Annotated in this window: 12 protein-coding genes; 7 read left to right on the plus strand and 5 right to left on the minus strand. The window is 64.0% G+C overall.

Annotated elements, in window-relative coordinates; translation table 11 throughout:
* Positions 1 to 5: 5 nt before the first annotated feature.
* The gene (locus VNN55_05920; GenBank protein HWO57084.1) at positions 6 to 1,892 is read left to right on the plus strand and encodes an N-acetylmuramoyl-L-alanine amidase; all 1,887 of its coding nucleotides are present in this window, start codon (positions 6 to 8) and stop codon (positions 1,890 to 1,892) included.
* Between the two features lie 2 nt (positions 1,893 to 1,894).
* Here VNN55_05920 and VNN55_05925 read toward each other — a convergent pair whose 3' ends face one another.
* From VNN55_05925 to VNN55_05935, 3 genes are read right to left on the minus strand one after another with little or no spacing between them, the layout of a single operon-like run.
* On the minus strand, positions 1,895 to 2,731 hold the full coding sequence (locus tag VNN55_05925; GenBank protein ID HWO57085.1) for a carbohydrate ABC transporter permease: 837 nt from the start codon (positions 2,729 to 2,731) through the stop codon (positions 1,895 to 1,897).
* Positions 2,731 to 3,621 (minus strand): sugar ABC transporter permease, encoded by an 891-nt coding sequence (locus tag VNN55_05930; GenBank protein ID HWO57086.1) that lies wholly within the window; start codon positions 3,619 to 3,621, stop codon positions 2,731 to 2,733. Before VNN55_05930 ends, VNN55_05925 begins: the two co-directional genes overlap by 1 nt.
* Entirely contained in the window at positions 3,618 to 4,892 is a 1,275-nt protein-coding gene (locus VNN55_05935; GenBank protein HWO57087.1) for an extracellular solute-binding protein, read from the minus strand. The genes VNN55_05930 and VNN55_05935 overlap by 4 nt, the downstream gene beginning before the upstream one ends.
* A gap of 151 nt (positions 4,893 to 5,043) precedes the next feature.
* Between VNN55_05935 and rpmB the strand changes: the two genes are divergently transcribed.
* On the plus strand, positions 5,044 to 5,244 hold the full coding sequence (gene rpmB, locus VNN55_05940; GenBank protein ID HWO57088.1) for a 50S ribosomal protein L28: 201 nt from the start codon (positions 5,044 to 5,046) through the stop codon (positions 5,242 to 5,244).
* 33 nt (positions 5,245 to 5,277) lie between these two features.
* Here rpmB and VNN55_05945 read toward each other — a convergent pair whose 3' ends face one another.
* Together VNN55_05945 and ligA are read right to left on the minus strand one after the other, a co-directional pair.
* Positions 5,278 to 6,492, minus strand: a complete 1,215-nt coding sequence (locus tag VNN55_05945; protein HWO57089.1) for a cation:proton antiporter — start codon at positions 6,490 to 6,492, stop codon at positions 5,278 to 5,280.
* A 1-nt stretch (position 6,493) separates the two neighbouring features.
* Positions 6,494 to 8,536: an NAD-dependent DNA ligase LigA gene (ligA, locus tag VNN55_05950; protein ID HWO57090.1), complete on the minus strand. Its 2,043-nt coding sequence runs from the start codon at positions 8,534 to 8,536 to the stop codon at positions 6,494 to 6,496.
* A 257-nt stretch (positions 8,537 to 8,793) separates the two neighbouring features.
* Between ligA and VNN55_05955 the strand changes: the two genes are divergently transcribed.
* The 5 genes from VNN55_05955 (at position 8,794) to pal (ending at position 12,650) form a co-directional block, all read left to right on the plus strand.
* The gene (locus tag VNN55_05955; protein ID HWO57091.1) at positions 8,794 to 9,555 is read left to right on the plus strand and encodes a MotA/TolQ/ExbB proton channel family protein; all 762 of its coding nucleotides are present in this window, start codon (positions 8,794 to 8,796) and stop codon (positions 9,553 to 9,555) included.
* Positions 9,524 to 9,949: a biopolymer transporter ExbD gene (locus VNN55_05960; protein ID HWO57092.1), complete on the plus strand. Its 426-nt coding sequence runs from the start codon at positions 9,524 to 9,526 to the stop codon at positions 9,947 to 9,949. Before VNN55_05955 ends, VNN55_05960 begins: the two co-directional genes overlap by 32 nt.
* A gap of 8 nt (positions 9,950 to 9,957) precedes the next feature.
* Positions 9,958 to 10,680: a cell envelope integrity protein TolA gene (locus VNN55_05965; protein HWO57093.1), complete on the plus strand. Its 723-nt coding sequence runs from the start codon at positions 9,958 to 9,960 to the stop codon at positions 10,678 to 10,680.
* A gap of 25 nt (positions 10,681 to 10,705) precedes the next feature.
* A complete protein-coding gene (tolB, locus tag VNN55_05970; GenBank protein HWO57094.1) occupies positions 10,706 to 11,986 on the plus strand; it encodes a Tol-Pal system beta propeller repeat protein TolB in 1,281 nt (426 codons plus the stop codon).
* Between the two features lie 151 nt (positions 11,987 to 12,137).
* Complete coding sequence (gene pal, locus VNN55_05975) at positions 12,138 to 12,650, plus strand: peptidoglycan-associated lipoprotein Pal (protein HWO57095.1); 513 nt, start codon at positions 12,138 to 12,140, stop codon at positions 12,648 to 12,650.
* Positions 12,651 to 12,705: the final 55 nt, after the last annotated feature.

Here is a 12,705-nt window from a genome sequence, read left to right on the forward strand (position 1 = left end):
CCGTGATGCGACCGACGCTGCCGACCAGATTCGCCGCCGTCGCGCTGCTGCTCGGGGCGGCTGCGCCGGCGTTTACGCAGGAGCCGCCGCGCGCCCGTTCCCCGCAGGATTCCGCCCCGGTCATCAACATCGTCTACCCGCCGCGCGATCAGGTGATCGCCCCGGTCGACTCGACCTTTGTCATTGGCTCGGTGACGCCGGGCGCCAAGCTCACGATCAACGGCCAGCCGATCGACGTCTACCGCACCGGTGGCTTCCTGGCCTGGGTGAATGTGGAGCCGGGCGACTTCGTTTTTCGTCTGCGGGCCCGCAACAAGTTTGGCGCCGATTCGCTCGACTTGCCGGTCCGAATCACCGACAACCGACCCATCCCGCCCGAAGAAGGCGCGCGCATCCGCGACGGCTCGGCGCGTCCGATCTGGAACCGCACCATTCGTCCCGGCGATGAAGTCCCCGTCAGTTTTGACGGCACCATGGGCGGGACCGCCCGGTTCTGGATCATCGCCAAACGCGACACCACCGGCCCGTTTCCCATGACCGAGCTGCGCGCCCGGTCGCTGTCGAGTTTCGAGGCCTACCGGCGCGACGAGATCGCCAACCAAAGCCCGCTTCTGACCGGCGGTCCGACCCCATCGCGGGGGCGATACCACGGCATCTGGACGGCGCCGGAAAAACTGGACAACGACACGCTCGCGGTGATGTTCGAACTGCTGGTCGCCTCGCCGAAAGCGGGATCGGCACGCGCCACCGCCACCGGATTGCTCATCCCGGTGCACCATCTCCCGCCGCGCGTGGTCGAACTGATCGACTCCATCCAGATTCTCCGAACCGGCCCGCGTATGGGCTACTTCGCCATCAATCAGCCCTATGGCGTGCGCGCCCGCTGGTGGGGCACAAACGGCCCCTGGACCATCGTCCAGCCCGCCCCTGGTCTGGAGGCCTGGATCGAGACGGAGAAGATGCGCCTGCTTCCGGAGGGCACTCCGATCCCCGAAGCCGTCATTCCCCGCCTGAACACCGTCGCGACCGACTCTTCGGTGCGACTTGAGGTCGGGATGTCGGAACGGCTCCCGTTCAAGGTTGCCGTCGACGATGACCTCCGGGGCGCATCGATCACGCTCTATGGCGCGATCTCGAACACCGACTGGATCGAGCGCGATTCGGTCGATGACCTCTTCGCCGATATCGCCTGGGCCCAGCCGGAGCCGAAGATCTATCGCATCGATGTCGAACTCACCGAGCCGCTCTGGGGCTATGACACACGCTATGAGGATAGCCGTTTTGTCTTCGAAGTCTACCGCTCGCCGTTGCGCGACTCAACGCTCGACGGCCTGACCATCTGTGTCGATCCGGGCCACTCGGCCGATCCCGGTTCGGTCGGGCCCACCGGGCTGGTTGAAAAGGACGCCAATTTGAAGATTGCGCGCGCGCTGGTGGCGCAGTTGCAGGCCATGGGCGCGCAGGTCATCATGACCCGCACCGGCAATGAGGATGTTCCCTTGGCGCAACGGCCCGGGATCGCCTTCAACGGCGGCGCCGACATCTATGTCTCGGTGCACAACAACGCCGTCCCCGACGGGGTCGATCCCCGCCGTCGCAACGGCACCAGCGTCTACTACCATCATCCGCACAGCCGCGCCCTCGCGACGGCCGTCCACCGCCGGACGCGCGCGGCCACCGGGTTGGCCGACTATGGCCTCACGCAGGCCAACTTCGCGGTCATCCGTCCGCCGCAGTATCCGTCCGTCCTGGTCGAGTGCGCCTTCATCATCCTCCCCGAGCAGGAGGAAATGCTCGACAACGACGCCTTCACCACGCGCACCGCGCATGGCATCGCCGATGGCATCCTCGAGTTTGTGCGCGAACGCTTTCGCGTGCGCCGCTCCGATTAACCCTACCGCTTGACCGCGCCCGCGGTCAGTCCGGCGATGATCTGCCGCTGGAAAAACAGAAAGACGAGAATCACCGGAATGGTGGCCAGCGTCGCCGCCGCGAACAGATGCGGACGGTCCACTCCCTGGTAGCCACGGAACATCGCCAGCGCCACGGGCAGCGTGCGCGCCTTGTCCCCGGTGAGGATGAAGGGGAAGAGGAAGGAATTCCAGGTCAGCCAGAAGATCTGCACCGCCAGCACCGCCAGCGTCGGACGGCACAGCGGCATCACAATCCGGTAGACAATTCGCCACGGTCCGGCGCCATCGAGCCGCGCCGCCTCCTCCAACTCGATCGGCACGCCCGAGACCGCGCTTTTGACCAACAACACCCCCAGCGGATGCACCAGCGCCGGCACCGTAATCGCCCAGAGCGTGTCGTACCAACCGAGTTGGTGAATAAGCGCGAACATCGGCACGATCAGCACATACGGCGGCACCATCAACACCACCACCGCCGCCCAATCCAGCGCGCCCCGCCCCCAGAAGCGGCGCCGCGCCAGCGCATACCCGACCGGAAAGCAAAGCAGGACATTGCCGATGGTGACAATCACGGCGACCAGCGCCGAGTTCCACAGGTAGGTCCCGAACGGCATCGAACGGAACAGGTCCGCGTAATTCGACCAACGGGCCCCCTCGCCAAACGGGTTGGCCCAGCGGGCATCGAAATGCGGCGACACCGACCCAACCACCATCCAGGCCAGCGGGAAGAGCATTCCCGCCAACAAGAGCAGGAGCGCGCCGGTCAGAATCCAGTCGCCGCGGCAGCGGCGGCCCGATGGCGGTGTCGCGGGCATCATCAGTCCTCCGCCCCCCGTCCGAAGGACAAAAGTCGAAACTGGATGAGGGCAAAGACGGCAATCAAGGCGAAGACGATAAACGCCGCGGCCGAAGCGTATCCGAGTTTGAAGCGCTCAAAGCCCATCATGTACACATAGTAGACCGCTGTCGAGGTCGACCCCAGCGGTCCGCCCTGCGTCATCACGAAGATTTCCGTGAACACCTGGAAACTCTTGATCAGGTTGATCACCACGGCGTAAAGCAAGGTCGGGCGCAGATACGGCCAGGTGATTGCCCAGAACCGCTGCCAGGCGGATGCCCCGTGCATTCGCGCATCCTCCACCAGATCGGCGGGAATCGACTGCAATCCGGCCAGGAAGAGGAGCGCATAGTATCCGACCGACACCCACACATCCATCACCATGACCGACGCCAGCGCCGTCGATTCGGCGAACAGAAATCCGCGGTCGGGGACCGGCAGTCCGATGACGTCGGCCAGGCGGTAGAGGTAGCCGCCCTGCGAGTACAGGTGCGTGAAGACCAGCGCGATCACCACCGTAGCGGTCAGGGTCGGCGCGAAGAACCCGGCGCGAAACAGACTGCGGCCCCACAGCCGGCGGTTGAGCGCCAGCGCCAGCAGGATCGCCAGCGCGGTCGTCACCGGGACCGTCCCCGCGGTGAAGATCACCGTGTGCCAGATCGACGACCAGAACTCGCCGCTGCCCAGCACCGCCGCGAAATTCTCCAGCCCCACCCAGCGCCAGCCGCCACGGAAGATGTCGTAGTCGGCAAACGCGAGCGCCAGCGCGTAGCCGAACGGATAGACCCAGAAGCCGAGGAGGATGACCGCCCAGGGCGAGGCCAAAAGCCAGCCCTGACGGGAGAGTTCACCGGAACGCGTGCGGCTCACTGCGCTTTCTGTTTCTCGTATTCCTGAATGATCGCGTTGATCTCCCCGCACATCTCCGCGAGGACTTGATCGACGGCGACTTTCTGGAAGAGCGCTTTCTCCACACCCCGTTCGATGGCCGCTTCGATCTCAACCCAGCGCGGATGCGCCGGCGGCGATTTGGAGTACGCCAACTGCTGGATGAAGACACTGCGAACAGAGTCCTCGATAAAGTAGGGGTTCTGCGCCACCTCGGCATGGACCGGGGTCGCGCAACCGGTGGCGATGCAGAGATTGAAGATGTGCTTGGGCTGCAGCAGATGCCGCGCCAGATTCAGCGCCGCCACCGGCTCGGCCGCCTTCCGCGGCACCGCCAGGTACTCACCGCCGGCGAACCCCGCCTGCGACCCCTTGTTCGGACCGGGGAAGGGCATGATAAAGGCGGAAAACTTCAACGAAATCCCCGCGCGCTTGATCCGCTCGTATAGCCAGTCGCCGGAAAAGTGGTACATGAGCTTGCCGTCCATGAACATGTCGTCGAGAGCCGACTGCTTGTCGACATACTGATGCTGACTCATGTTCACCACAAACTGCAACGCCTCGCGTCCCGCCTCGGTCTCCAGCGCGCAGACCGACATGTCCTCGGTCAGCACATCGCCGCCCGCCGCCCACAGGAAGGGGAGAAAGCGTTTGTACAGACGGTGTGGCTCGGCGGCGTTCACCCCGAATCCCCACATCTTCGGCTTTTCCAGTGTGGCGTCTTTGATGTTTTGCAGCAGTTGGCTCCAGACAAACGGTTGCGGCCGCGCGCTCCCGTACACCAGCGCCGCCGCCTCGTCGTTTTGATAGAAGACCCGTGTCGACAGATACCAGGGCAGGGCATAGCAATTGTCCTGGTAAATCGCCGACGGCCACCCGGCCATCGACTCCCGGAGACGCATGCACTCGTCGGTCATCTGCAACAACGCCCCCCGGTCGGCAAACTCGGCGATCCAGTCGGACCCCAGTTCGATCAGGTCGGGCACATTGTCGGTGGCAAAGGCCGCCACGATCTTTTGATAGCCGTTGTCCCAGGTCAGGTCGGTGACTTCGACCTTGTAGAGCGGGTTTTGCGCCTCGAATTCCTCGATCGCCTTGGTGATCACCGCCTTGACCCGCGGCTCGGTCCAAAACTGCCAGAAACGGATGATCTTGCGGCCATCTTCGGTGACCGTTTCCTTCCTGCCGCAGCCGATGGAGAAAGCCAGTCCGCAGATCAGCAAGCCGGAAAGCAGGAGTCTGAGCGTCTTCATCGTTGGGAAACTCGTTGTCCCGCCTACAGATGTCAAGATGGAACCGCGTGGGACGAACTGCGCTGGGCAGTGGGGGCCCGGTTTTACTTGTGTAGCCAATGAGATTGGTTATATTTAATGTCTGCCCGGAGGGGCTGGAAGGGAAACTCCAATGTCGAAAGTCTGTGCCATTACCGGAAAGCGTCCGCGCGCCGGACATACCGTCTCCCACGCCAACAAGAAGGCGAACCGCCGCTTCAATCCCAATCTTGTGACCAAGAAGATCTGGGATCCGGAGAAGAAGCGCTGGGTGCGCGTGCGTCTCTCCACCAAGGCGCTCAAGACGCTCGACAAGCGCGGCCTGGTTCTCTAACCGGCGCGATCAGATCCGCTCCAAACCCCGCCGTCAGGCGGGGTTTTTGTTTTCCGGTGAGGTCAGGACGTCGCCCGGCATCAATGAATGCGGGGCGTCAAAACTGGGCGATGGCAGTTTGAGAAACAGTCCCGGCAGGAGAGTATTGACGATCGTGTAGATCATCAGACCGCCGACCAGCGCCGGCGCGGCGTCAAAGCGGTCGCGCAGAATTCCGGCGATGACCAGCGTGAACACCAGGGTCGGAATCATCATCAGACTGATCCGCATCCCGGTGCGAAGACTCTCGCCGAGGGCCCACCTGCGGTGCAGCGCCACAAGGAGCAGCCGCAGCGGGATTCCGAGGGCGAGGAACGCGCCGCCGATGGCCAACGCGCCGATTCCGAAGTCGCTGCGCTGCAGCTGGAGTCCGGCATGAAAGAAATAGAATGGCACAAACAACGACGCGAATGACTCGACCGCGTGTAACATCTGCTCCGAGCCCACCGCCGGCAGACGCTCGCGAAACCGCTGCGCCGCCACACCCACCACAAAGGCGCCGAGCAGGTAATAGACACCCAGCTTCAGCGTGATCATGGCGCACACCACCGCCACCATCACCAAAAAGGCGAACTCCGACCTGGGCGCATAGGGCACAATCACCGCCGCGAAAAAGCGAAAGGCCATCGGCACGAGGATGATCATCCCGATCAGGACCAGCGATGATGTCGCCAATCGGCTGAGTGATTCGGCCTGCAGGATGACAAACAGCAACACCAGTGCCACCATCTCGGTGGCGATCACCTTCGATTTAATCCAGAACCGCTCGCGGTCGCTGGCGCCAAAGCCCTTCAGCGAATCGAGGATGAATCCGCCCGACGGAGTCAGGAGCGCCAGCGCGACCAGCGCCGCGGCCCGCCAGCCCAGTTCCAGAAGTGGACTGAGCGCCGCCATCGCCGCGGCCACCAAGCCCAACCGGATGACGACGTGCTGTGCCACCACCGCGGCCCCATGACGCAACTCATCGAAGTCAACGTCCAACCCGGCAAAGAGAAACAGCGCGACAATCCCGAAGGTCGACAGAAGCTCGATCGTGTGATCATGGGGGAAGAGCCCAAACCCCATCCCGGCCAGCGCCCCAAGCCCGAAACTGGTGATCGCCGTGGGGATGCGAAACCGCAACAGGATGCGAGGCAGGACAAACAGCGCGAACAGGAGGATGACATACATCACCTCCCGGGTGAGAAACGTGGGCAGCGACACACTCATGCTATCCGCGGCCGGCCTTCCTCAGCTGGCGCAGGAACTCATCCTCGTCCCAGACCGTCACGCCCAGTTCCCGCGCCTTGTCCAGTTTTGAGCCGGCTTCGGCTCCGGCCACGACCACACTTGTCTTCTTGGACACCGACCCGGCGACCCGTCCCCCCAGCGCCTCGATGCGCGCCTGCGCCTCCTCGCGACGCATCGCCTCCAGCGTTCCGGTCAGCACGAAGGTCAGCCCCGTAAACGGCAGCGGTCCGGATTCCTGGGTTGTCATCGTCGGGAAGACCACACCGCCCCGCCGGAGCTTGTCGAGAAGCTTGGCGGTCTGCGGCATGGCGAAGAACCGGTGAATCGACTCGGCGACAATCGGCCCGATCTCGCGCACCTGTTGCAGCTCCTCGACACTGGCCTTGGCAATGGCGTCGATCGAGCCGAAGGCCCGCGCCAGTACCCGCGCGATGTGCTCGCCGACGCCATCGATGCCCAATGCCGCCAGCAGGTGCGGCAGGTCGGGGTGACGCGCCCGATCGATCGCCGCCAGCAGGTTCTCGGCCAGTTTCGGGCCCATCCGGTCCAGCTGGTGCAACTTCTCCGCATCGAGAAAGTAGATGTCGGCCACATCGTGGATGATCTTGCGGTCCACTAACTGCTCGATATAGCGATACCCCATGCCCTCAACATCCACGCCGGATTTCGAGACAAAGTGCGCCAGCCGCTCCTTGATCTGCGCCGGACAGCCGAGGTTTGTGCAACGGTAGAACGCCGAGTCCTCCGCGCGGACAATCTGCGCGCCGCAGGCCGGGCATTTGGTTGGGAAGACAAACGGCTTGGAGCGCGGCGACTTCCCGCCCGGCACGACCTTCACGACCTCCGGGATGACATCGCCGGCCCGCCGCACAATCACCTTGTCGCCGACGCGAACATCCTTGCGCCGTATTTCGTCCTCGTTGTGCAGTGTGGCGCGGCGCACTTCGACACCCCCCACCCGCACCGGTTTGAGCGCCGCCACCGGGCTGATGATGCCGGTACGGCCCACCTGCAGAAGGATGTCCTCGACGATCGTGGTCTCCTCCTGCGCCGGAAACTTCCACGCCACCGCCCAACGCGGGTGATGCGATACCGCCCCGAGCTTCCGTTGCATCGCCAGATCGTCAACCTTGATCACCGTCCCGTCGGTGTCCATCTCCAGACGGTCACGTTCCGCGCCGATCCGTTCATGAGCGGCGACCACCGCGTCGACCGTCTCGCAGCGGGTGATCAGGTGATGCACCTTGAATCCCGCCTCGCGCAGAAGCGCCAGAACCTCCCATTGGCTGCCAGGGGTCCGTCCTTCGCAGCGCCCGATGCCGTAGGCATAGAAGACCAACGGCCTTGCGGCCGTGACTTTGGGGTCCAGTTGCCGGAGTGATCCGGCCGCCCCGTTGCGCGGGTTGGCCATCGGCTCCTCGCCCGCGGCCAGCCGCTCGCGATTGAGACGCTCAAAGTCGTCGCGCCGCAGGATGACCTCGCCGCGGACATCGAGCAGACGCGGCGCATTGCCCAGCAGCGCCAGCGGCACCGAGCGCACCGTGCGCAGGTTGGCGGTCACATCCTCGCCGATTTCCCCGTCGCCGCGGGTCGAGCCGATCCGCAATTGCCCGTCCTCGTAAGTCAGTTCGACCGCCAGACCGTCCAGTTTCGGCTCGATGACATAGGCGGGCGACTCGCCGCCCAGGAGCTTGCGGACACGGGTGTCGAATTCGCGGAATTCCGCCTCGCTGGTCACCTTCTGCAGGGAGAGCATCGGGACATGGTGGCGCACCGTTCGGAAGGCCGCCGCCGGCTCGCCGCCGACCTTCTGGGTCGGCGAATCGGGCGTGACCGCCTGCGGGTACTCGGCTTCCAGCGCGCTTAAGCGATCAAACAGCCGATCGTATTCGGCGTCCGATATCTCCGGGCGATCCAGGACGTAGTAGGCATGGGCATGGTGGCGCAGCTGCCGCCGCAGATCGTCGATCTCCCGCTGGATCGCCGGGGGAATGTCGCTGGATTTGGGTCGGTTGGATGTCATCGTGGTCTGCCTATCGCCTTGGGGCTGCGATAATTCCGGTGAACGATTCTCTGGCGCCCAAGTAAAAACGCGGTGGGGGCCGGAACCGTCAAGCCGCGACCTTTGGCCAGGGCATCATTTACTGACCGGCCTATGGGCCGGTCCGGTTCGTTTACCCTTGACTGATTTGGCGTCCCGAGGGATATACGCTTGATTGTGTGCGTCCCGGTGGACACCCACCACGGGGCGACGAACAACCTACAGGGAGGGCGCGCTTGTTGGGCCTATCATCAATTCCGGGGATCCCGACCCCGGCCATCATCGGGGGCAGCATCTGGGACATTCTGGCCGGATCCAGCGGGTTTTCACTCCTGATTCTATCCGTGTTGCTGGTGCTCTCGATTGTCTCGTGGGCGGTCATCTTCCTCAAATGGCGCAGCTTCAAGCGCGTGACCGCCGACAGCGCCCGTTTCCGACTGCTGTTTCGCAAGGGGCGCCGTCTCAGCGACCGCATGACCGCGCTGTCGGCCCTGCAACACATGCCGCACTGGCGCGTGATCGATGCCGGTTATGCCGAAGCGGTCGCCTTCACCGAGCAGAACCGCGGCGTGCGCTCCGGTGACGCCGCCGGCTTCGATCTGACGCCCGAACAGAAAAAGGCGGTCTCCGACACGCTCGAGCGCGTGGCGCAGGAGGAGATCGGCCGTCTGGAAGAGTGGACGATCTTTCTGGCAACCACCGCCAACGCGTCTCCGTTCCTCGGTCTTCTGGGCACCTGCTGGGGCATCATGAATTCCTTCATGGGCATCGGCGCCACGGGGTCGGCTTCGCTGGTCGTCGTCGCCCCCGGCATCGCCGAGGCGCTGATCGCCACGGTCGTTGGGTTGGCCGCCGCCATACCCGCGGTCATCGCCTACAACTGGTGTGTCCGCCGGCTGCGGGTCATTTCCGATGACCTCTCGAATCTGTCGCTGGAATTTCTGACCGAATTGACGCGGGAGAATGTCCGTGAAACGTCAGAGCTATCACGCTCTCTCTGAGATCAACGTCACCAACCTGGTCGACGTGGTCCTGGTGCTGCTGATCATCTTCATGGTGACCGCGCCGCTCCTGCAAAGCGGCATCGATGTCCGTCTGCCGCAGACCGCCACCGCCGCCGATGAGCCGTCGGAGGGGATTGTCGTCACCATCACCAAGGAGGGCGGCGTCTTCGTCAATGATGTCTACCGCACCGCCCAGCAATGGGAGGAGGAACTCGGCCGCCTGATCCGCAACAAACCCGGATCGAAGGCCTATATCCGCGCCGATGCCGAGGTCAATTACGGCCTGGTGGTTGAAATCCTCGGCATCATGAAGAAATTGGGACTCAATGACGTCGGTCTGGTCACCCAGCCGTCCCTGAAGGAGATGCCCCCGCCGGTAAAGTGGGGATAGGGGGCACTGTGCGACGCTACCTCCTCTGGTCTGTGGCCTTCCACGCGGTCTTCCTGTTCGTCGGAGCCGTGATCGCGCCGTTGCGCGGTTTGTCCGGACCTTCGCACACGATGCAGGTGGTGAGCGTGGGGCTGGTCGACTTTGCCGAACCGGGACGTGTGAAGGGCGGCCCGGCGGCCAAACCGGCGGCGCCGGCGCCGGCCGAGGACGAATTGATTCCGAAAAACCCGGCGGTCAAGGAAGAACTGGCGGACGTGAAAGCGCCGGAGAAGCCCAAGAAGGACGACGACAAGGACAAGAAGACCGAAAAACCGAAGACCGCCGACAAACCGGCCAAGAAAGACACCGCCCGGGCCGGCGGCCCGGCGCTCGCCGCAATCGACACCGGCGGCGTTGTCGGGTCGTTGACCGAAGGCGGCGGAGGCGGGGACATCTGGGGAGTCGAGACCGGCGCCAACGTCAACCCCTACCACCGCCAGGGTTTTGCTGCCATTCGCAGCAACTGGCGCAATCCGAGTTTCGGCCGTGAGCGCCGGGTATGTGTCGTGAAGTTCGTCGTCAAACGCTCAGGCGAGATCACCGACATCGAATTGGAGCAAAAATCCGGCTCCGACCTGTTCGATCGCGCCGCCTTGCGCGCGGTGCAAGTGACCGGCTCCTGGCCGGCGTTCCCGAATCACTGGGAGGAAGATGAACAGATCATTCACCTCGAATTTGAGTACCGCCCCTAGCCGCCTCCGGATTTGGCCCGGGCTCGTGGCGGCCCTGCTGTTGCTGGGCGCGGCGACGGCGGCCGCGCGTCCCGTGCCGGAGATTTATGGCCGCGTCTTCAAGTCCGGCGGCGAATTCGAGCCCTTCCGCATCGGCGTCGAAGATTTCCGCATGAAATCCCCCGACCGCGCCACCTCCGAAGACTGGGCCGCCCTGGAGTTGATCGAGGAAGTCGTCTACGCCGACCTCGATTTCTCCTACCTGTTCGAGGCGGTCCGTCCCGACACCCTCTACCTGCGCATCATGGGCCTGTCGGCGGTCGATCGCCGCGGCTGGCATCACCTCGGCGCCAACGACATCATTTCCGCCGAGCTTGAGGTGAACGGCGAGGAACTCGTGGTGACCTACTCCCTGACCGATGTGCAGTCCGGCAACGAGTACTACAGCCGCGAACTCAAGGCGGCCCGTTCTTCCGCCCGGCTTTTGGCCCACACCCTGGCGGATGAGGTTTACCGCGAACTGGCGCGCGCCGACGGCATCTTCCGCACCCAGCTGGTCTACCTGCATGAGGGCGACGGCCAGAAAGAAGTGCACATTTGCGACTACGACGGCGCCAACGACTACCGGCTCACCGCCGATCGCGCCGTGGTGCTTTCCCCGCGCTGGGCCGGCAAGGACGCGGTCAGCTACACGTCGTTTCGCGACGGCAACCCCGATGTCTGGATATATGACCTGGTCAGCGGCCGGGCGACGAAGTTTTCGTCGATGAAGGGGCTGAACACCGGCTGCTCGTGGTCGCGCGACGGCAAACGCTATGTGCTGTCGCTGTCGATGGAGGGCGACCCGGAAATCTACATCGGCACCCGCGGCGGCGGCGCGCCCCAGCGGCTGACCTTCCACCGCAGCATCGACACCTCCCCCTGCCTGTCCCCCGACGGCAAGAAGGTGGTGTTCACCTCCGATCGCAGCGGCACCCCTCAGCTGTACATCATGGATGCCGACGGCGCCAACGTCGAACGGCTCACCTTCGAGGGCAAATACAATGACTCCCCCGACTGGTCGCCGACTTTGGATATGATCTGCTTTGTTTCGCGCGAGGAGGGGGTCTTTCAGGTCTGCACGATCAACCCCGACGGCAGCGGCTTCCGCCGATTGACCGAGGTCGGCTCCAACGAGAATCCGCACTGGTCGCCGGATGGTTTGCACATTGCCTTCGCCTCCAACCGGACCGGGCGGTATGAAATCTACACCATGAACTACGATGGCTCCGGGGTACGTCGAGTCACCCAGACCGGCGGGAATTCCAACCCGTCATGGTCGCCGTAATCGGTGGCAGACGCGGATTTCCGGATTCCGCGCCAGAATGCGGGTTTTCGTGCCGATTGCTGTTGACGTTTTGTCCGCCGAGGTGTATATGGCATGGAGAGTGGCTCGTAAGAGCATGGAATTGATACCTTTAGGTAGGATAGGAGGGGACATGAAAAAACTCTCGCTGATGGCGGTTCTCGTGCTGGCAATGGCCATCGGGCTGGGATGCCCGAAACAGCCAACGACCGGCGGCCCGGGCTCGGGTCGCGAAGGCGCGGGCCCCGCGGGCGGTGAGCAGGGGGGAGCCGGCGGTGGCGCCGGTGACCGCGGCGATGTCACGTCCGGTGACGCCCGCGGGTTGAAGACGATCTACTTCGATTTTGACAAGTACAACCTGCGCGATGACGCGCGTCGGGTGCTCGATGCCAACGCCGAGATCCTGCGCAACAACCCCGAGATGAACATCCTGATCGAGGGGCACTGCGACGAACGCGGCACCGACGAATACAATCTCGCGCTCGGTGAACGCCGCGCGCAGGCGGCGCGCGAGTACTTGATCCGTCTGGGGATCGACCCCTCGCGCATCAACGTCATCTCGTATGGCGAGGAGCGTCCGGTGGCGCCCGGTCACGACGAGGAGTCGTGGGCGCTCAACCGCCGCGGTGAGTTTGTTCCGCGCTAATCCTCTCCGCGCGCCACAGCAACCCACGGACGGGGCGGGAGTTATCTCCCGCCCC

The sequence above is a fragment of the bacterium genome (genome assembly GCA_035559435.1).
In the GTDB taxonomy this organism is placed as follows: domain Bacteria; phylum Zixibacteria; class MSB-5A5; order WJJR01; family WJJR01; genus JACQFV01.

Bases quoted from the DNA above. Each gene is read 5' to 3' on its own strand.
- VNN55_05935 (HWO57087.1), bottom strand. From the start codon at position 4,892: ATGAAGACGCTCAGACTCCTGCTTTCCGGCTTGCTGATCTGCGGACTG.
- pal (HWO57095.1), top strand. From the start codon at position 12,138: ATGAAAAAACTCTCGCTGATGGCGGTTCTCGTGCTGGCAATGGCCATC.
- VNN55_05925 (HWO57085.1), bottom strand. From the start codon at position 2,731: ATGATGCCCGCGACACCGCCATCGGGCCGCCGCTGCCGCGGCGACTGG.
- ligA (HWO57090.1), bottom strand. From the start codon at position 8,536: ATGACATCCAACCGACCCAAATCCAGCGACATTCCCCCGGCGATCCAG.
- rpmB (HWO57088.1), top strand. From the start codon at position 5,044: ATGTCGAAAGTCTGTGCCATTACCGGAAAGCGTCCGCGCGCCGGACAT.
- VNN55_05945 (HWO57089.1), bottom strand. From the start codon at position 6,492: ATGAGTGTGTCGCTGCCCACGTTTCTCACCCGGGAGGTGATGTATGTC.
- VNN55_05920 (HWO57084.1), top strand. From the start codon at position 6: ATGCGACCGACGCTGCCGACCAGATTCGCCGCCGTCGCGCTGCTGCTC.